Genomic DNA, 18,777 nt, shown 5'->3' on the forward strand with positions numbered 1-18,777 from the left:
CCTACATGCGGCTCAGCGACGCGGCGGCGAACAGCAGGTCCTTGATCGCCTCGCGGTCGCCCACCTGCCCCGCGGCCGCCTCCTCCGGCGGCACATGGCCCGCGGCCAGACGGCAGAACTCCACCCCGTCGAGCGCGACGTGCGCGACCTCGTGCTCGGCGGAGGCGACCGCGCCGGGCGAGTCGAGGGCGATCAGCCACTCGCCGCCGCCGGCGCCCTCGATCTCCAGGCGTACGGTGCGCCCGGGTTCGCCGGCGGGGACGAGGTGCCGGGTGCGGCCGCGCGCGGCATGCCCGGCCCGTCGCCGCGCCGCCAGCGCCGCGGGCAGCATCCGCGCGCCCAGGTCGATCATCCGGTTCAGATGACGTGGGGCCGGGGGCCCGTACGGATAGTCGATGGCGTCCGCGATGTCCTCCGCGTGCACCCAGCACTCGAAGGCCCGGTCCAGCATCGCGTCGTGCAGCGGCAGCCCGAAACCGCCGTACGGCACGGCGAGCGTCTCGGAGGCCTCGCCGGTGACGCAGGCCGTCCGCACCAGGTTGTGGGTCTGCTCCCGCCACGGAACGCGTACGCCACGGGTGGGCGGGAAGTACGAGCCGCGCCAGTAGGCCTCCGTGCGGCCCTCGGGGGTGGCGGCCTGGGCGGCCGGGTTCCCGAGCGGGTCGTTGAGGCCCAGCGCTCTTGCCACCAGCCCGTCCACGGAGAGCAGATGGGCGATCACTCCGGCGACGGTGGTACGGCGGCTCGTCGGCGCCGTCCCGTCGAACCAGCGCAGCCGCACCGGTGTGTGCCACTCGGCGTCGCCGATGTCCTGCAGCAGGGCGTCCAGGCGCGCGGCCTCCGCGTCGTACGGAGCCGCCCACTCGGGGACCGGGATGCGCGGCGGGCGGCGGTCGAGGCAGCTCTCCAGGACACGGGTGCGCAGGGCCGGGTCGAGGTCGAGGCTCTCGGCGGGGTGCAGCAGCCCCACGGCCTCGCGCAGCCGCCGTGCCTCGTCCGCGCACGGGCCGCAGTCGCCGAGGTGTGCCTCCACGGCCGCGGTCTCCTCCGGCGAACACGCGGCGAGTGCCCACGCCCCGAGCAGCGACTTCAGCACCTGGTGCTCGATCACGACCGGCGCGGCCTCCACATCGGGCAACGGCAGCCCGGTGTCCTCGACGGAACTACGGGCCAACGGTATATGTGCCCGATTCCGGTCACCGGCAGCGCCACGGTCCGCGGTGTGGGGGCCGCCCGGGCGCTCGGCCGGGGAATCGTCGGGTGTCCAGGGCCCATCGGTGCGGTCGCTGCCGGGTCTGCCGACGCTTTCGCTTTCGCTCACGCCGCCGTCCTCGGGCGCGCCGGGGGCTTCGTGTGCGTCCGTGTGGTCGGCCGGAGGTCCGCCGGGGCCTCCTGCTGCGGGTGTGCCGGCGCTCTGGGGTCCACCGGTGCCGTCGGCCGCCACCGGGCACCCGTCCCCCGGTCCGTTCGCCCCGCCGGCCCCCCGCCGGGCGGGCTTCTGCGGCCGAACCTCGTCGGTGCCTCCGGCCGGTCCGTGGTCCTCACGCCCGCCGACGCCTTCGGCCCCGCGTGTGCCGGACCCCCAGGGACCGGCCACGCCACCATTCCGCGGCGCCCGCAGCTCCCGCGCCCGGCCCGCCTCGTCGCCCGGTATCCGTGGTTCCCGCGGGCTGTCGTTCCGCGGCGCCCGCAGCTCCCGCGCCCGGCGTGCCTCGTCGCCCGGTATCCGTGGTTCCCGCGAGCCGTCGGGCCGGTGGGCGTTCTGCCGCGTCGGGGCCCCCGGGTCGCCGCCGTCGGTGTCCCGCGCCTGTCGGCCCCCGTAGGCGCCGTACGCGTCGTGCTCTCCGTACGTCTCGGAGCGCTCCGCCCCCGTCACCATGTCGCTCCCGGTTGGGGAAGGATGCCCGCGGGGCCCGTTTCATGAGCCGTGGACAGCAGCTGGAGGCCGAGGCGGAGGCGCCGGCGGGCCTCGTCCTCCGTGATGTCGAGGTCGGCGGCGGTCTGGCGGTAGTCCCGGCGCTGGAAGTAGGCACGCTCCAGGGCGGCGCGCAGCGGCACGGGCATCGACGTGACGATGTAGTCCGCGCGGGCCGCGACCGAGGCGTGGCGCACCTTGCGCTCCAGCTCCTCCGGGGTGCCCCGGCCGCTGCGGGCCAGGGCGGCGGTCTCGGCGGCCCGCAGCCGCTGTACGGCGAGCCGGTGGGTCAGCGTGGCGATCCAGGAGCGCAGGGGGCCCTGCTTGGGGTCGTAGGACTCGGGGTTCTCCCAGAGGCGGACGAACACCTCGCACGTGATGCCGTCGGCCGCCTCCTCGTCCCCCAGGACCCGGTGGGCGAGGCCGTGCACGAGCGAGGCGAAGCGGTCGTAGCACTCACCGAGCGCGGCCGCCTCGCCGTGGGCGAGCCGCTGCTGCATCCTGCGGTCCCACCGGGGCGGTGCGTCCTTCTTCGCCATACGGCCCCTCACCCCCTGGTCGTGCGCTGCCCGGTTCCTTGTCAGCCCGTGTCGCTCCGCCTCCTCGAATGTAGTCGGCGCGTCGGACAACGCACGCTCCTTTACGGCAATGCGCGCCCGTCGACGCGCCGCACGTGGTAGAGGCGCACGGGCGGTACGGGTGCTTCGCGCGGGCGCCTACCCAGGGCGCACCAGACAAGACATGAGCGAACGAGACCGTTGCAGACTGAATTGGCTCATCTACCACACACTTTCGACCGAAGATTCAGTGTTTCATGGAAGGGCGACGGGGCAGCCGCGCTGAAGGAAGCGTAGGGACCGCTTCCACTTTTGGTCAGGGTGCGGGCGAACGAGAGGCGTGGCGGTGACACTCGAAGTGACCTACGGGGAGCGTGGCGAGTGGGCCGTGCTCCAAGTAACGGGCGAGCTGGATCTGGTGACCTCACCCGTGCTGCGCCAACGGGTGCACGACGCGGTGGCGGACGGCCGCCACGATCTCGTCCTCGACCTGTCCGAGGTCGTCTTCTGCGACTCCAGCGGAGTGGGCGTGCTGATCGCCACCCGCCGGCTGATCCGCTCCTGCCAGGGGCGGCTCCGGCTGATCCTGCCCGAGGTCGACACCGGTGCGGGCTCGCACGTCAACCGGGTCCTCGCCGCGCTCGGTGTGCGCCGCCTCTTCGACGTCCACGCGGATGTCGTCTCGGCCACCGACGAGGACTCGCGCCCCCTGTCGGCGTGAGCCGCGGGCGGCAACCTCAACGGAGAGTCGCCGGAGGGCCACACTGTTGGCCCGGAATTACCGCGGTCTTGGTACAAGCGTCGTTTTCCGTCTCGCAATCGCCCTCCCACGTCGTACGCTCCCTGCGAGATACACCCCCGATGTGATGTAAGGCGGGCCCGAGAACACATGGTCAGCACCGAGTACGAGCGCAGGATCGCCGCTCGTTTCGCCACCTTCGACCAGGACGGCAACGGCTACATCGACCGCGCGGACTTCAGCGCGGCGGCCAAGGCGGTCCTCACCGAGTTCGGCACCACGGCCCGCTCCGAGCAGGGGCAGGCGCTGTACGCCGGGGGCGAGGCGTTCTGGCAGGGCATGGCCGGGATAGCGGACCGCGACGGCGACCAGCGCATCACGCGCGAGGAGTTCGTCGGCAGCGCGGTCAAGCGGCTGCGCGACAACCCCGAGCGGTTCGCGGAGATCGCCCGTCCCTTCCTGCATGCGGCGCTCGCCGTGGCGGACGGCGACCGCGACGGCGCGGCCACGGTCGACGAGACCGTCCGTGTGCTGAAGGCCCTCGGGGTGCACGAGGACATCGCCGCGACGGCCGCCGCCACGCTCGACGCCGACGGGGACGGCAAGGTCGGCGAGGCGGAGATCGTGGCCGCGTTCGCGCGCTACTTCACCGTTCCCGAATAACGTCACCCGAGTAGCGTTCGCGCAGCTTGTACTTGAGCACCTTCCGCAGGGTCTCGCCCCGCGGAAGGGCGTCCACCACCTCGAGCCGCTCCGGCAGCTTGTGCACGGACAGCCCTGCCGCGCGCAGATAAGAGGTGACGGCGGACAGGGTCAACCGCTCGGTCCCCGGCGGCTGTTCGATCACCGCGCAGACCAGCTCGCCGCGTTCCTCGTCGGGCAGTCCGATCACCGCGGCGTCCCGGACCGCCGGGTGTTCGTACAGCAGGTCCTCGATCTCCTTCGCGGAGATGTTCTCGCCCTTGCGGATGATGACGTCCTTGAGGCGTCCGGTCAGCACCAGATGGCCGGAGTCGGTGAGCCGGCCCAGGTCCCCCGTGCTGAAGAACCCGTCCTCGTCGAACGCCTCGGCCGTCTGGGCCGGATCCAGATACCCCTGGCAGACGGCCTCTCCGCGCAGACGCACCTCCCCGCCGACGATCCGTATCTCCATGCTCTCCGGGGGCCGTCCCTCGGTCGTCGCCAGGTTCTCCGCGGAGTCGTCCGGCGCGCCCATGGTGATCATCGGCACCTCGGTCATGCCGTACCCGTGGGTGAGCTGCACGCCCATCTCGCGGACGACGGAGTGATAGACCTCGGGCGGCTTGGGCGCCCCGCCGCCCGCCAGCAGCCGCAGGGTGGGGATCACCTTCACCCCTGGCTGCTTGCGCTGTTCCGCCAGGAACATCGAGTAGAACGCGGTGGACCCCCCGGCCACCGTCACCCCGTGCCTGCGGTAGCCCTCCAGCGCGTCCGGCAGCGCGAAGTGCTCGAACATCACCGCGGGGAAGCCGTACAGCAGCAGCATCACCGTGTAGTCGGGCCCCGCGACATGCGCGTACGGGAAGGCCATCGAGCCCACGTCGTCCTCCGACAGGCGCAGCGCGTGCGCGAGGCAGGACCCGCCGGCGATCAGCGAACGGTCCGTGTGCAGGACGCCCTTGGGATCGGAGGTCGTCCCCGAGGTCCAGTAGATCCAGCGGACCGAGGTGCCGTCCGCGGGCGGGGGAGGCAGCACGGACGGGTCCCCGTCGGGCAGGCCGTCACCGTCGTACGCCTCGAAGATCCCCCGAGCGCCGAGCCGCCGCGCCATCGCGGTGTGGTCGTGGCCCCGCCAGGTGCCCGGTACCGCGAAGAAGTCCGCCTTCGACTCCCGCAGCGCGAACGCGACCTCGCGTTCGCGGTAGAAGGGGATGACCGGCGTCTGTACGGCGCCGAGGCGGGCCAGCGCGAAGGAGAGCAGGGCGGTCTCGATCCGGGTGGGCAGCTGCCAGGCGACCACCGTCCCCGGCCGTACGCCCATCCCGTACAGCCCCGCGGCCACCCGCTCGGCCTTCTCGCGCAGCTCGCCGAAGCTCAGGGAACGGCCGTCCTGGAGCAGGACGGGCCGGTCGGGGGTGAGACCGGCGCGGCGGTCGACCAGCTCCCACAGCGTCCGGGACGTGCTCAGCGCGTGCGCGGTGTCGTTCACGGCGGCCCCCTAGTAACTGACGATCAGTCAGATATCAGCGAGAGCGTAGGCGTCGTCGCCTTGTCGGTCCAGGGGCGCGGGGCTAGCCTGTGGGCGAGAAAAATCTGACGGTCCATCAGATATATTCGCCGGGCGGAGGGGACTCATGACGGAACTGCCCCGCATCATCAGTGTCGACGATCACGTGATCGAGCCCGCACACCTCTTCGAGACCTGGCTGCCGAAGAAGTACCGGGGCCGCGGACCCAGGCCGCTCACCGCCGGTATCGGCGAACTTGCGTACGTCGGTGGCAAGTACCAGATCACGATGGACCCGCAGGGGCCGCCGGCCGACTGGTGGATCTACGAGGACCTGCAGTTCCCGTACAAGCGCAACATCGCCGCCGTCGGCTTCGACCGCGACCAGATGACCCTGGAGGGCATCACCCGCGAGGAGATGCGGCCCGGCTGCTGGGACCCGGCGGAGCGGCTGAAGGACATGGACCTCAACCACGTCGAGGGCAGCCTCTGCTTTCCGACCTTCCCGCGCTTTTGCGGGCAGACCTTCGCCGAGGCGCACGACAAGGAGGTCGCCCTGGCCTGCGTGCGCGCGTACAACGACTGGATGGTCGAGGAGTGGTGCGGCGACAGCGGCGGCCGGCTGATCCCGCTGTGCCTGATCCCGCTGTGGGACATCGGCCTCGCCGTCGCCGAGATCAGGCGCAACGCCGCCCGCGGGGTGAGGGCGGTGACCTTCTCGGAGATCCCCACCCACCTCGGCCTGCCGTCCGTCCACTCGGGCTACTGGGACCCGTTCTTCGCCGTCTGCCAGGAGACCGGCACGGTCGTGAACATGCACATCGGGTCCTCGTCGCAGATGCCGGCCGCGTCCCCCGACGCCCCGCCCGCCGTCCAGGCCTCGCTCTCCTTCAACAACGCGATGGCCTCGATGATGGACTTCCTGTTCAGCGGGGTGCTGGTGAAGTTCCCCCGGCTCACCCTCGCCTACTCCGAGGGGCAGATGGGCTGGATCCCGTACGCCCTGGAGCGCGCCGACGACGTCTGGGAGGAGCACCGGGCCTGGGGCGGAGTCCGCGACCTGATCCCCGAGCCGCCGTCGACGTACTACTACCGGCAGATCTTCTGCTGCTTCTTCCGCGACAGGCACGGCATCGCGTCCCTCGACGTGGTCGGCAGGGACAACGCCACCTTCGAGACCGACTATCCGCACGTCGACTCGACCTTCCCGCACACCAGGGAGGTCGCCCTCGACCATGTGAAGGACCTCGACGACGAGACGGTCCACAAGCTGATGCGCGGCAACGCGATCCGCATGCTCGGCCTCGGCCTGGACCGCTAGTGGATCTCGCCGACTCGCCCGAGGAGGGGGAGTTCCGGGCGCGGTTGCGCGAGTGGCTCGCCAAGGTGCTCCCGGGCCTGCCCCCGAAGCCGTCCCCGGACGACTGGCCGGCCAGGCGAGCGTACGACCTCGGCTGGCAGCGGATGCTGTACGACGCCGGTTACGCGGGCCTGCACTGGCCGGTGGACGCGGGCGGGCGCGGAGCGGGCCCCGCCCGGCACCTGATCTTCCTGGAGGAGACCGAGAAGGCGGGCGCACCCTATGTGGGCGCCAACTTCGTCGGGCTGCTGCACGCGGGGCCGACGATCGCCGCCGAGGGCACGCCCGGACAGCGGGCGCGCTGGCTGCCGCCCGTGCTGCGCGGCGAGGAGGTCTGGTGCCAGGGGTTCAGCGAACCGGACGCGGGTTCGGACCTCGCCTCGCTGCGCACGCGCGCGTGGCGCGACGGCGACGCCTATGTGGTCAGCGGGTCCAAGATCTGGACCTCCCATGCGGAGGTCGCCGACTGGTGCGAACTGCTGGTGCGCACGGACCCGGACGCGCCCCGGCACCGGGGCATCACCTGGCTCGCCCTGCCCATGGACGCGCCGGGGGTCACCGTACGGCCGCTGCGGACGCTCGCCGGTTCGAACGAGTTCGCGGAGGTGTTCCTCGACGAGGTGCGCGTCCCGGTGGTCAATCGGGTCGGCGCCGAGAACGACGGCTGGCGCGTGACCATGGTGACGCTCTCCTTCGAACGCGGTACGGCGTTCGTGGGGGAGGTGGTGGCCTGCCGCCGGGCCCTCGGCGAACTCGCCCGCGAGGCGCGCGCGAACGGCCGCTGGGACGACGCCCCGCTCCGCCGGAGACTGGGCAGGCTGAATGCGGAGTTCCGGGCCCTGTGGCGGCTCACGCAGTGGAACGTGAGCGAGGCGGAGGGGACCGGCGGAGTGCCGGGCGCGGGCGGTTCGGTCTTCAAGCTGAGGTACTCGCACGCGCGTCAGGAGCTCTACGACACCGCCGCCGAGGTGCTGGGCGCCGACTGTCTCGACCTCGGCCGCCCATGGGTCCTCGACCGGCTGTCGTCCCTGTCGTACACGATCGCGGCCGGTACCTCGCAGATCCAGCAGAACATCGTGGCCGAACGCATCCTGGGACTGCCGAAGGGGCGGTGACCTTGCCGTGCACTTCCAACCGACCGACGACCAGCGGGCGTTGAAGGCGGGTGTGCGGGAACTGCTCGCGGGCCGCTTCGGCCGCCGGGCGCTGCGGGCCGCCGTCGACCGGCCCGGTGTCCTCGACCGCACCCTCTGGCGCGAACTGGGCGAGGCCGGCTTCTTCGCGCTGCGGCTGCCGGAGCCGGACGGCGGGGTGGGGCTCGGGCTGCCCGAGGCGGTGCTGGCCTTCGAGGAGGCGGGCCGGGCGCTGCTGCCCGGGCCGCTGATTGCCACGCATCTCGCGGCCGGGGAGGTGGCGGGCGCGGCGACCGGGGAGACGGTGGTCACGGCCGCCTACGGCGGGCTCGTGGAGTGGCTGGCGGAGGCCGACGTCGTACGGGGCGAGGCGGCCGGCGCCGTACCGGTGCGGTCGGTGGACCCGCTGACGCCGCTGCACCGGCTGCCTCGCCCTCCGGGCGCCGCCCCGGAGAGCGGCCCGGAGCCCGTCGCCGTCCTCCTCACCGCCGCCGAACAGCTCGGCGGCGCCGCCCGCGTCTGCGAGCTGGCCGTGGAGCACGCGCGGACCCGGGAGCAGTTCGGACGGCCGATCGGGGCGTTCCAGGCGGTCAAGCACCTGTGCGCACGGATTCTGGTGCGGACGGAGACGGCCCGCGCGGCGGTGTACGCCGCCGCCGTCACCGCCGATCCCCTCGACATCGCCGCGGCCCGCCTGCTCGCCGACGAGGCGGCCGTCCACGGTGCCCGCGACTGCCTGCAGGTGCACGGAGGCATGGGCTTCACATGGGAGGCCGATGTGCATCTGTTTCTGAAGCGGGCGTGGACACGGACCCAACGTACGGGTGACAGTACGCAGAGTGACGAACTGCTCGCCGAGGACCTGCTCCCAGTGAGGGTCTGAGGGGTCCTAACCAGGCATTCTTTGGTACGGCATACCGCGGATGTAGCGGATTGTGGCAATCCGGAATTACAGAGTGTTGATACCGGGTTGTGTCCTACGTGTGACTTGTCACGGGGTGGAGTCGGCGGGGCGCTCCGGTACCTTGTGTGGGATGCGAGCGGTTCCGAGCCTGAGCCATCCCGGTGCGGCCCCTGTGGCGGTGCCGGTTTCGGCGGTGCGCGCCACTCGCGGGGCAGGGCGGGCCGCCGCTCCTGCCTGTTCGACTCACCATGGCAAGCGTCGCACAGTATGCCGTACGCGTACTCCTTCGCGCTGGAATATGCCCGAAGCGCTTGTTGGGGTGACTGTACGTCAACCATGCTGTCGTGCAAGGAAATCACGGTCCGTGATCCTGGTTTCTGCCATGCAGACGATGACCACGATCGTGGCCCTTTCGAGGCGCGAGGCGATGTGTCCGCCGGTTCGGATGGTGTGAGCGGTGCAGGTGCTTCAAGTGCAGCTGGAGATCCGGCCCGACCCCGCGGAGGTGGGCCGGGCGCGGAGCTGGGCCCGCTCGCGGCTCGCCGGTTCAGGGATAGGCGCGGACGAGCCGCTGGCCGAGACGCTGATCCTGCTCGTCTCCGAGTTGGTCACCAATGCCGTGGTGCACACCGGCTGTCCGGCCGTGCTGCGGCTGCTGCTGACCGGCGCGCGGGAGGACGCCTCGGGCGCGCCGACCGGCACGGTCCGGCTCGAGGTGGCCGACGCCAGTACCCGTCCACCGGCGCCCCGGCACGCGAACGGCGACGAGACGGGCGGCCGTGGCCTCGAGCTCGTCGACGGCCTCGCGGACCGCTGGGGCTGGGACCCGGAGGGCATGGGCAAGCGCATCTGGTGCGAGGTGGATCGCTGTGCGGCGGGCGCCGCGGGCCGGGCCGTGGCGTACGGGGTGGACGCGACGGCGGAGTTCGCATACGGCGTGGTGTAGCCGCCTTCGCTCCGGCGTCCGCGACCCGGGCGCACTCCCTCCGGCGTGCGGCCGCACGGGCTTCGGTTCCTGGAGTGGATCGCCGTCGGATGCGCCGGGCCGTGCTTCCGTACGAGCCGTCATAAAACGGGCGTATGTGAGGAATTGCCGAGGAGATATTGACGTGGTGTGACCGGTTGATCACGCTGGTGGGGCTGCGATTCGTCGCGAGGGGACGCCGAGGGTTCCGTTGACAGGAGCCCTCGACGAGTGCGGGTCGCGAGTCGGCGTCGGCTCCTTGCGGGGCCTGCGGCTCACGGGAGCCGTTCGGGAGCAGGTCGGGTACGCCGAGCCGGATGGCGGCGCGCAGTGCCGTGCTCGGGGCGAGCTGGGGTGTCTCCCGCTCGAGCGCAGTCGAGAGTGGCGGAAACGCGCCGCCAGTCGCCGCCCCTCGCTTTTCCGTGTCCCTTCTCCCTGCGTACGCCCTACAGGATGGCGACCGGTGCCACCGGTGCACCGGTGCCGCCCACGAAGGGCTCGGGCATCGCCGACAGCAGAAAGGCGTAGCGGCCCTCTTCTCCACAGGCTGTGGACAACTCTTCGAGATTCCAGTTCTGACCCTGGGGCATCCCCATCTCCACGAGGTGGAGCGCATGGACGGGCAGCCACAGGTTCTCGATCTCGGGAGGGAAGATCTCGAAGGTGAGCGTGTCGTTGGCGACGGCCGCCACATCGCGTGCGTGGAACCACTCCGGGCAGCGCACGGACAGCCCCGGCGACGGATAGCCGTAGGCGTGCCGGTCGCCCGCGAGATAGGTCCTGATCTGCCCGGTCCGCACCAGCACGATGTCGCCGCCCCGTACGCGTGTGCCTGCCAGCTCCTCGGCAGCGTCGAGGTCGTCCGGGGTGACGGCGTGCGAGCCGTCGAGCCACTCCACGCCGAGCGCACGGGGGACGTCGAGCAGGACGCCGCGGGAGACGATGTGCCGCGGCTTGTCGACTCCGGCGAACGCGGCGCCGCCGTGTGCCGTGACGGTGTCGGCGGGGCGGCCGTTGTAGAGCTTCCCGGAGTGCGAGGCATGGGCGAGCGCATCCCAGTGGGTGGCCGCCTGGAGCCCCATGGTCACCGCATCGTCACTGCACGCGACCGTGCCGGGCCCGAACAGCTCCTGGTTGATCTGCACCATCACGTGCAGGGGATTGACCCGCCCGGGGATGACTCCGGTCTGCACGCCGTCCTGCCGCAGGGGCAGGGCGAGCGGTACGCGCCGCCCGCGGCGCACGCAGGCCGCCGCCCGCCGCACCACCTCGTCGGTGACGAGGTTCAGGGTCCCTGTCTCGTCGTCGCTGCCCCAGCGCCCCCAGTTGTTGACGCGCTCGGCGATGGCGTGGAACTCGTCAGTCAGCGACATGAGTCCTCCCCGGGGCTTGTCTCCGAGAGACCGGCGCGTCATAAAATCTAACGGTCCGTCAGAAAGCGCGGGAAGGGGCCGGGCGTGGGGAACTTCTTGGCAGGCAAGGTCGTCGCCGTGACGGGCGCGGGCCGTGGCATCGGACGGGCGGTCGCGCTGGCCGCAGCGGCCCACGGGGCGCGGGTCGTCGTCAACGACCACGGGGTCTCGGTGGACGGCGCCTCGCCCACGAGCGCGGTGGCCGAGTCCGTGGTCAAGGAGATCGGGGCGGCGGGCGGAGAGGCCGTCGCGGTCGCCGACGACATCTCCACGATGGCGGGCGGCCGGCGGGTGGTGGACGAGGCGCTCGCCTCGTACGGCCGCCTGGACGGGGTGGTGTGCTTGGCGGGCATCCTGCGTGAACGGATGCTCTTCAACATGACCGAGGAGGAGTGGGACCCGGTGGTCGCCACGCACCTCAAGGGCACGTTCACCGTCTTCCGCGCTGCGTCGGCGGTGATGCGCGGGCAGCGCTCCGGCACGCTGATCGGCTTCACGAGCGGCAACCACCAGGGCTCGGTCGCCCAGGCCAACTACAGCGCGGCGAAGGGCGGCATCATCTCCCTCGTCCGCAGCGCCGCGCTCGGCCTGCACAAGTACGGGGTGACGGCGAACGCGGTGGCGCCGGTGGCGCGGACGCGGATGTCGGCGAACGTGCCCATGGACCTCAAGGAGATGGGCGAACCGGAGGACGTCGCCGCCCTGGTCGTCTATCTGCTGTCGGACCGCGCCCGGGAGGAACGCATCACCGGCCAGGTGTACACGATCGCGGGCCCGAAGCTGGCGGTCTGGGCCCAGCCGAGGGAGCTGAGGGCGGCGTACGCGGAGGGCTCCTGGACCCCGGAGAGGATCGCGGACTTCCTGCCCGGGACGGTGGGCACGGATCCGATGCCGCTGCTGGAGCAGTTGGAGGCGATGGAGAGGGCGGCGCGGGCGGGGGCACGGCCGAATGCGTGAGGGCACGCCGAGCGGCACCCGCCTCCCGGACCGCCCCCGCGCACCGATGCCCCACTCGACCTGGGGCCCAACCTAAGGCGGCGACCATGGATTTCGGGTTCGGCCCGGAGGACGACGCGTTCCGGCACGAGGCACGGGCATGGCTGAGGGCCCACCTCGACGCCGCGCCGGACCGCCGTGACTGGGAACGCACACTCGGCCGCTCCGGCTGGATCGGCATCGGCTGGCCCGAAGGCGGCTACGGCAACCGCCGCGCCACCCTCACCCAGCAGGTCGCGTGGGCGGAGGAGTACGCCCGCTGCCAGGCCCCGCCCCGCTCCGGCCACATCGGCGAGAACCTTCTCGCCCCCACTCTCATCGCCCACGGCACACCGGACCAGAAGTCCCGCTTCCTGCCCCCCGTCGCCCGCGGCGAGGAACTGTGGTGCCAGGGCTACAGCGAACCCGGCGCCGGCTCCGACCTGGCGGGCGTCCGCACCACCGCCGTGCCGGACACCCCGCACTCTTACCGCATCACCGGCCAGAAGATCTGGACCTCCCTCGCCCACGAGGCGGACTGGTGCTTCCTCCTCGCCCGCACCGACCCGGCCGCGCCACGCCACCACGGCCTCACCTTCCTCCTCGTGCCGATGGACCAGCCCGGCCGCATCGAGGTGCGCCCGATCCGCCAGCTGACCGGAACCAGCGAGTTCAACGAGGTCTTCTTCGACGGCGCGACGGCCCGCGCCGACCATGTCGTCGGTGGGGAGGGAGGCGGCTGGCGCGTCGCGATGAGCCTGCTCGGCTTCGAGCGGGGCGTCTCCACGCTGGCCCAGCAGATCGGCTTCGCACGGGAGCTGGGCGAGGTCGTGCGGACGGCGGTGGCGACGGGTGCGGCCGACGACCCGGTCGTACGGGACCGCCTCGTCGGGCAGTGGGCCGAACTGCGCGCGATGCGCTGGAACGCGCTGCGCACCCTGGGCGGCCCCGCGGACGCGGGCGCCCCCAGCGTGGCCAAGCTGCTGTGGGGCCGCTGGCACCAGCGGCTGGGCGAACTGGCCATGCAGGTACGGGGCGCGGCGGGGGCGGTGGGACCGGCCGACTGGTCGTCCACGGATCCGTACCAACTGGACGCGCTCCAGCACCTGTTCCTCTTCAGCCGGGCCGACACCATCTACGGCGGCGCGGACGAGATCCAGCGCACGATCATCGCCGAGCGTGTGCTCGGCCTGCCGAAGGAACCCAGGGGAACCGAGGGCTGAGGGGACTGCGATGCGAGGCGTGCTCTACGACGGCACACAGCCGCAGGTCGTGGACGACCTGACGGTACGGGACCCGGGCCCCGGCGAGGTGCTGGTGGCGATCTCGGCTGCGGGGCTGTGCCACAGCGACCTGTCCGTGGTGGACGGGACCATACCCTTCCCGGCTCCCGTGGTGCTCGGCCACGAGGGCGCGGGCGTGGTGGAGGCGGTGGGCGCGGGCGTCACCCATGTCCGGCCCGGGGACCATGTGTCGCTGTCGACCCTCGCCGGCTGCGGGGCGTGCGGCGACTGCGACCGGGGACGGCCGACGATGTGCCGGCAGGCGATCGGCCGGCCGGGGCAGCCGTTCACCCGGGGCGGCCGGCCGGTGTACCAGTTCGCGTCCAACTCCGCGTTCGCGGAACGGACCGTGGTGAAGGCGGTCCAGGCGGTCCGTGTCCCGAAGGACGTGCCGATGCCGTCGGCCGCGCTGATCGGATGCGGTGTCCTGACCGGAGTGGGAGCCGTGCTGAACCGTGCGCGGGTGGCGCCCGGCGACACCGTCCTCGTCATCGGTACCGGCGGGATCGGGCTCAACGTCCTCCAGGGCGCGCGCATCGCGGGCGCGTCGCGGATCGTGGCGGTGGACGCCAACCCGGCGAAGGAGACGGCGGCGCGGCGGTTCGGCGCGACGGACTTCCTCACCTCGCCGGCCGGGGTGAAGGACGTCCTGCCCACGGGTGCCGACCACGCCTTCGAGTGCGTGGGCCGGGTGGAGCTGATCCGCGCTGCCGTCGACTCCCTGGACCGCCACGGCCAGGCGATCCTGCTGGGCGTCCCCCCGGCCGACGCCGAGGCGACGTTCCAGGTCTCCTCGATGTACCTGGACAAGTCCATCCTGGGCTGCCGCTACGGCTCCTCCCGGCCCCAGCGCGACATCGCGCTCTACGCCCAGCTGTACCGCGAAGGCCGCCTGCTCCTGGACGAGTTGGTGACGGCGACGTACCCGGTCGAGGACTACGAGAAGGCCGCGGCGGACGTGCACGCGGGGAGGGTGGCGAGGGCGGTGCTCACGTTCTGAGCCCGGAGCCGCGGTCGCCGGCGCGCGGCAGCCGCCGCGGGGTTGTCCGGGTTGTCCACAGGCCCGGAAATCCCGTGGGCCGTTGTCGGACCCGTCCCCTACCTTCGGACGCATGACGTACCGAGACGTGGCCTCCCCGCAGGTACTGGCCTGGGCGGTGGTGGCCGTCGGCGCCCGGATGCCGGTCGCCATGGCCCCGCTCGCCCTGGTCTTCCTCGCGCGCGACCGCCCCGGCGGCTACGCCCTGGGCGCGACCCTGGCGGCGGCGTACGTCATCGGCGAGATCGTCGGCGCCCCGCTGCTCGGCATGCGTATGCGCCCCGACGCTGCCCGTCCCCATCTGGCCGCGGGCCTGCTGGCCGGAGCGGCGGGCTTCGCGGGCCTAGGCGCGTTCCCGGCCGCCCACCCGGCCCTCCTCTCGGTGTTCGCCTTCCTCGCCGGCGGTGCCCCCGCCGCGGCCCCCGGTGGCCTGCGCACCCTGCTCACCGCCGTCGTCCCTCGCCGGGCCTTCGCCCAGGCCCTGTCCGCCGAGTCGATGCTGACGTCCGGCATATGGGCCGTGTCCCCGGCCGCGGTCACCGGTCTCGCCCTCGGCGTGGCGCCCCGGGTGCCGCTGCTCCTGGCTGCCGCCCTGATGGCCGCGTCGGTCGGGGGTCTGTGGCTGCTGCCGCCCGGCTGGGACCCGGGCACCGAGGGCCGTGACGGCACGTCGATCTCCCGGCTGCTCGCCCGGGCCTGGCCGGTGTATGTGACGGGCGCGGCCAGTCTGTCCCTGCTCTCGCTCGCCGAGCTCGTCCTGCCCGCCCTGCTCGAACAGCGCGGTACGGCCGTCGGCTGGTCGGGCCCGCTGCTGACCGGGCTCGCCCTGGGCTCGGCGGTGGGCGCGCTCGTGTACGGGCTGCGCTCCTGGCCGGGTGGGCCGCGCACGCGGAGCGTGGTGCTGATGTGCGGTGTCTCGGCGTGCGTGACGCTGGTCGCGCTGATACCGGACCCGGCCTGGATCGCCGTCGCGCTGGTGGTTGCGGGCGTGCTCCAGGCGGCCGCGATGATCACCCGCAATCTGTCGCTGCGCGAAGTCCTTCCGTCCGGCGCCCTGGCCGCGGGCTACTCGGTGATGTACGCGGCGGTGGGCGTCGGGTACGCGGCCACGGGCTCCCTCGCGGGTGCCCTGCTGCACTTCGTCGCACCGTCGACGGCGATGCTGGCGGGAGTCGCCCTGACCCTGGCGCTCACGGCGGTGGGCGCCCTGGGAGAGGGGGTGCGGCGCCGGGCCTCACCCTCCGCCGCGGGAGAGGACGGTGGGGCCGGCACCGTCGGCGGGAGTCGTCGTGCGGAACGTCCGGCGGTAGGCGGTGGGCGTGACCCCGAGTGCCGCCTGTAGGTGCTGCCGCATCGACTGGGCCGTGCCGAAGCCGGCGTCCCTCGCGACCTGGTCGACCGACAGGTCCGTGGACTCCAGCAGATGCCGGGCCCGTTCGACGCGCTGCCGGGTGAGCCACTGGCCGGGGCTGACGCCGACCTCCTCGCGGAAGCGGCGCGTGAAGGTACGCACGGACATGGACTCCTGCTCCGCCATGTCGCGCAGCTGGATGGGCTCGTGGAGGCGACCGAGAGCCCAGGCGCGGGCGGCGGTCGTGGTCGCCAGCTGAGGCTCGGGCATCGGGCGCTCGATGAACTGAGCCTGTCCGCCGTCGCGGTGCGGAGGTACGACCGTGCGGCGGGCCACCTCGTTGGCGACTGCCGTGCCGTGGTCGCGGCGCACGATGTGGAGGCACAGATCGATGCCGGCCGCGACACCGGCGGAGGTCAGCACGTCGCCGTCATCGATGAACAGCACGTCCGCGTCGACCCGGATCTTCGGGAAGAGCCGCTGGAAGTGCTCGGCGGAGGCCCAGTGCGTGGTCGCCGGACGGCCGTCCAGATAGCCGGCGGCGGCCAGGACGTAACCGCCGGTGCAGATGGCGACGAGCCGGGTGCCCGGGCGGATGTGGGCGAGGGCGGCGGCCAGTTCGCCGGTGAGCACGCCCTCCTCGTACACCGGGCCCAGCTCGTAGGAGGCGGGGACGACCACGGTGTCGGCGGTGGCCAGGGCCTCGGGGCCGTTCTCGACGAGGACGGCGAAGTCGGCGTCCGTCGCGACCGGGCCCGGCGGCCGGACGGAGCAGGTGACGACTTCGTACAGATGGCGGCCCCGCCGGTCCTTGGCCCGCCGGAAGATGCGCTGCGGGATGCCCAGTTCGAACGGCAGCAGCCCGTCGAGGGCGAGGACGACGACGCGGTGGCGGCGGAACTCTTCGACGGCGGTCATGGCCCGATTCTAACGAATGCTGTCCTGTGGGCCACTCGATTCGGTCCGGTGCAGGCCGGAAGCTCTTCAGCGTGAACCGGACAACCGCAACCGCATCGATGACCGAGGAACCGCAACCTGCCGATTCCACCCGCACGCGGCGAAGCCGCCTGACGTCCGCGCACCGTGCCTGGTTCGTGGCGTCCGTCACCTTTGTGACGATCATCGGCGCGGCGGCCTTTCGGTCGCTTCCGGGCCTGCTGATCGACCCGCTGCACCAGGAGTTCCACTGGTCGCGCGGCACGATCGGCGCGGCCGTGTCGATCAACCTCGTCTTCTACGGGATCACCGCCCCCTTCGCCGCCGCCCTGATGGACCGCTTCGGCATCCGCCGGATCGTCGCCGTGGCCCTCGCCGTCATCGGGCTCGGCTCGGGCGCGACCGTGTGGATGACGTCGGCCTGGCAACTCCTGCTCTGCTGGGGCCTCCTGGTCGGCCTGGGAACGGGCTCGATGGCGCTGACCTTCGCGGCCACCGTCACCAATCGCTGGTTCACCGAGCGGCGCGGTCTGGTGAGCGGCATCCTCACCGCCGCATCGGCCTCCGGGCAGCTGATCTTCCTGCCCGTGCTGTCCTGGATGGTGGAGAACCACGGCTGGCGCCCGGCCGCGGTGACGGTGGCCCTCGCCTCCTTCGCGGTGATCCCGTTCGCCTGGCTGCTGCTGCGGGACCACCCGGCGGACGTGGGGGTGAAGCCCTACGGCGCGCAGGAGTTCGTCCCCAGGCCCGACCCCGTGCCCGGAGCCGCCCGCCGCGCCCTCGCGGTGCTCCTGGCGGCGGGGCGCACGGGACCGTTCTGGCTGCTGGCCGGCACGTTCGCGATCTGCGGTGCCTCCACGAACGGCCTGGTCCAGACGCACTTCGTCCCGGCCGCCCATGACCATGGCATGCCGGTCACGGCGGCCGCCTCGCTGCTCGCGGTCGTCGGGGTCTTCGACGTGCTGGGCACGATCACCTCGGGCTGGTTCACCGACCGCTACGAACCACGCCGTCTGCTCGCGGTGTACTACGCCCTGCGCGGTCTGTCCCTCCTCTTCCTGCCCGTGCTCCTGGCCCCCACCGTCCACCCGCCGATGATCTTCTTCATCGTCTTCTACGGTCTGGACTGGGTCGCCACGGTCCCGCCGACGCTGGCGCTGTGCCGGGAGCAGTACGGCGAGGACAGCGCCATCGTCTTCGGCTGGGTCTTCGCCTCCCACCAGGTCGGCGCGGCCCTGGTCGCCTTCCTCGGCGGTGTCGCGCGGGACACGTTCGGCTCGTACGACGTGGTCTGGTACGCGTCGGGGGCGCTGTGCGCGGCGGCGGCGCTGATGGCGCTGGTGATCCGGCGCCGTCCGGTACGGGTGCCGGCACCGGCCTGAGCAGCAGGGCCCGGAACCGGGCCGGTGACAGCCGGGCCAGGGGGCTAAGGCTGTCCCGTAATCCCCGGCGGGCGCACGACGACAGCTACGGCACCTCGCTGCGTTGTCGGATCGACCGAATACGCCCAGTATGAGGACGACCCTCCGCCTTGCGATGCACCGCATCTGACGCCGCGCGCCGATCCACCGGGGATTACGGGACAGCCCTTAAAGGAAGCGGCCCTTGTGGAACAGCAGCGGTGTGTCCTCCGCGTCGTCGCCCGTTCCCAGGGCCTCCACCCGGCCCACCACGATCAGATGGTCGCCGCCCGTGTGCACGGCGTGGATCGCGCAGTCGATCCACGCCGTGGCGCCCGCGAGGCGCGGGGAGCCGGAGAAGGGCGCCGGCTCGTGGTCGACACCGGCGAACTTGTCCCCGCCGCTCACCGCGAAACCGCGGCACAGGGCGCCCTGGTGGGCGGCGAGCACGTTGACGCAGAACACGCCCGCCCGGGCGATCCGCGGCCAGGTCGTCGACGTCCGGCCGACCATGAACGCCACCAGCGGAGGGTCGAGCGACAGCGACGAGAAGGACTGGCAGGCGAATCCGGCGGGTCCGTCCGCGCCGTCCGCGCCGTCCGCGCCGTCCGCGCCGTCCGC

At 72.4% G+C, this 18,777-nt stretch carries 17 protein-coding genes; 11 read left to right on the top strand and 6 right to left on the bottom strand.

What is annotated here, in order from left to right:
- Position 1 precedes the first annotated feature (1 nt).
- Together AAW14_RS10680 and AAW14_RS10685 are read right to left on the bottom strand one after the other, a co-directional pair.
- Complete coding sequence (locus AAW14_RS10680) at positions 2-1,597, bottom strand: zf-HC2 domain-containing protein (protein ID WP_416223285.1); 1,596 nt, start codon at positions 1,595-1,597, stop codon at positions 2-4.
- Positions 1,598-1,872: 275 nt separating this feature from the next.
- Positions 1,873-2,454, bottom strand: coding sequence for a sigma-70 family RNA polymerase sigma factor (locus AAW14_RS10685; RefSeq protein ID WP_265562422.1), 582 nt, complete (start codon positions 2,452-2,454; stop codon positions 1,873-1,875).
- A gap of 358 nt (positions 2,455-2,812) precedes the next feature.
- Between AAW14_RS10685 and AAW14_RS10690 the strand changes: the two genes are divergently transcribed.
- A complete protein-coding gene (locus tag AAW14_RS10690; protein WP_265562424.1) occupies positions 2,813-3,193 on the top strand; it encodes an STAS domain-containing protein in 381 nt (126 codons plus the stop codon).
- 168 nt (positions 3,194-3,361) lie between these two features.
- Entirely contained in the window at positions 3,362-3,874 is a 513-nt protein-coding gene (locus tag AAW14_RS10695) for an EF-hand domain-containing protein (RefSeq protein ID WP_265562426.1), read from the top strand.
- Here AAW14_RS10695 and AAW14_RS10700 read toward each other — a convergent pair.
- Complete coding sequence (locus AAW14_RS10700; protein WP_265562429.1) at positions 3,858-5,381, bottom strand: class I adenylate-forming enzyme family protein; 1,524 nt, start codon at positions 5,379-5,381, stop codon at positions 3,858-3,860. The two genes, AAW14_RS10695 and AAW14_RS10700, sit on opposite strands and share 17 nt — an antisense overlap.
- Positions 5,382-5,526: 145 nt before the next feature.
- Here AAW14_RS10700 and AAW14_RS10705 point away from each other — a divergent pair, with 145 nt between their 5' ends.
- The 4 genes from AAW14_RS10705 to AAW14_RS10720 all read left to right on the top strand — a co-directional run bounded on the left by AAW14_RS10705 (position 5,527) and on the right by AAW14_RS10720 (position 9,742).
- Complete coding sequence (locus AAW14_RS10705) at positions 5,527-6,720, top strand: amidohydrolase family protein (protein ID WP_265562431.1); 1,194 nt, start codon at positions 5,527-5,529, stop codon at positions 6,718-6,720.
- Positions 6,720-7,874 (top strand): acyl-CoA dehydrogenase, encoded by a 1,155-nt coding sequence (locus tag AAW14_RS10710; RefSeq protein WP_265562434.1) that lies wholly within the window; start codon positions 6,720-6,722, stop codon positions 7,872-7,874. Before AAW14_RS10705 ends, AAW14_RS10710 begins: the two co-directional genes overlap by 1 nt.
- A 7-nt stretch (positions 7,875-7,881) precedes the next feature.
- The gene (locus AAW14_RS10715) at positions 7,882-8,775 is read left to right on the top strand and encodes an acyl-CoA dehydrogenase family protein (protein ID WP_265562436.1); all 894 of its coding nucleotides are present in this window, start codon (positions 7,882-7,884) and stop codon (positions 8,773-8,775) included.
- A 478-nt stretch (positions 8,776-9,253) separates the two neighbouring features.
- The gene (locus AAW14_RS10720; protein ID WP_265562439.1) at positions 9,254-9,742 is read left to right on the top strand and encodes an ATP-binding protein; all 489 of its coding nucleotides are present in this window, start codon (positions 9,254-9,256) and stop codon (positions 9,740-9,742) included.
- A gap of 464 nt (positions 9,743-10,206) precedes the next feature.
- On the opposite strand, the gene AAW14_RS10725 is transcribed toward AAW14_RS10720, so the two are convergent.
- Positions 10,207-11,133 carry a cyclase family protein gene (locus AAW14_RS10725; RefSeq protein WP_265562441.1) on the bottom strand — a complete coding sequence of 309 codons (927 nt, stop codon included), beginning with the start codon at positions 11,131-11,133 and terminating at the stop codon, positions 10,207-10,209.
- Positions 11,134-11,217: 84 nt separating this feature from the next.
- Here AAW14_RS10725 and AAW14_RS10730 point away from each other — a divergent pair, with 84 nt between their 5' ends.
- From AAW14_RS10730 to AAW14_RS10745, 4 genes are all read left to right on the top strand, one after another.
- Positions 11,218-12,129 (top strand): SDR family oxidoreductase, encoded by a 912-nt coding sequence (locus AAW14_RS10730; protein ID WP_265562443.1) that lies wholly within the window; start codon positions 11,218-11,220, stop codon positions 12,127-12,129.
- 86 nt (positions 12,130-12,215) lie between these two features.
- Positions 12,216-13,370 (top strand): acyl-CoA dehydrogenase family protein, encoded by a 1,155-nt coding sequence (locus tag AAW14_RS10735; protein ID WP_265562445.1) that lies wholly within the window; start codon positions 12,216-12,218, stop codon positions 13,368-13,370.
- A gap of 10 nt (positions 13,371-13,380) precedes the next feature.
- On the top strand, positions 13,381-14,430 hold the full coding sequence (locus AAW14_RS10740) for a Zn-dependent alcohol dehydrogenase (RefSeq protein WP_265562447.1): 1,050 nt from the start codon (positions 13,381-13,383) through the stop codon (positions 14,428-14,430).
- A 112-nt stretch (positions 14,431-14,542) separates the two neighbouring features.
- Positions 14,543-15,811, top strand: coding sequence for an MFS transporter (locus AAW14_RS10745; protein ID WP_265562449.1), 1,269 nt, complete (start codon positions 14,543-14,545; stop codon positions 15,809-15,811).
- On the opposite strand, the gene AAW14_RS10750 is transcribed toward AAW14_RS10745, so the two are convergent.
- Positions 15,704-16,738, bottom strand: a complete 1,035-nt coding sequence (locus AAW14_RS10750) for a GlxA family transcriptional regulator (RefSeq protein WP_265562451.1) — start codon at positions 16,736-16,738, stop codon at positions 15,704-15,706. The genes AAW14_RS10745 and AAW14_RS10750 overlap by 108 nt on opposite strands.
- Positions 16,739-16,836: 98 nt before the next feature.
- On the opposite strand from AAW14_RS10750, the gene AAW14_RS10755 reads away from it, so the two are divergent.
- Entirely contained in the window at positions 16,837-18,138 is a 1,302-nt protein-coding gene (locus AAW14_RS10755) for an MFS transporter (RefSeq protein WP_265562453.1), read from the top strand.
- Between the two features lie 207 nt (positions 18,139-18,345).
- Here the strand turns inward: AAW14_RS10755 and AAW14_RS10760 are convergent.
- Positions 18,346-18,777 (bottom strand): flavin reductase family protein (locus tag AAW14_RS10760; protein ID WP_265562456.1); only part of this gene is annotated, 432 nt, incomplete at its 5' end.

Source organism: Streptomyces hygroscopicus (genome assembly GCF_026168105.1).
Lineage (GTDB): Bacteria > Actinomycetota > Actinomycetes > Streptomycetales > Streptomycetaceae > Streptomyces > Streptomyces hygroscopicus_D.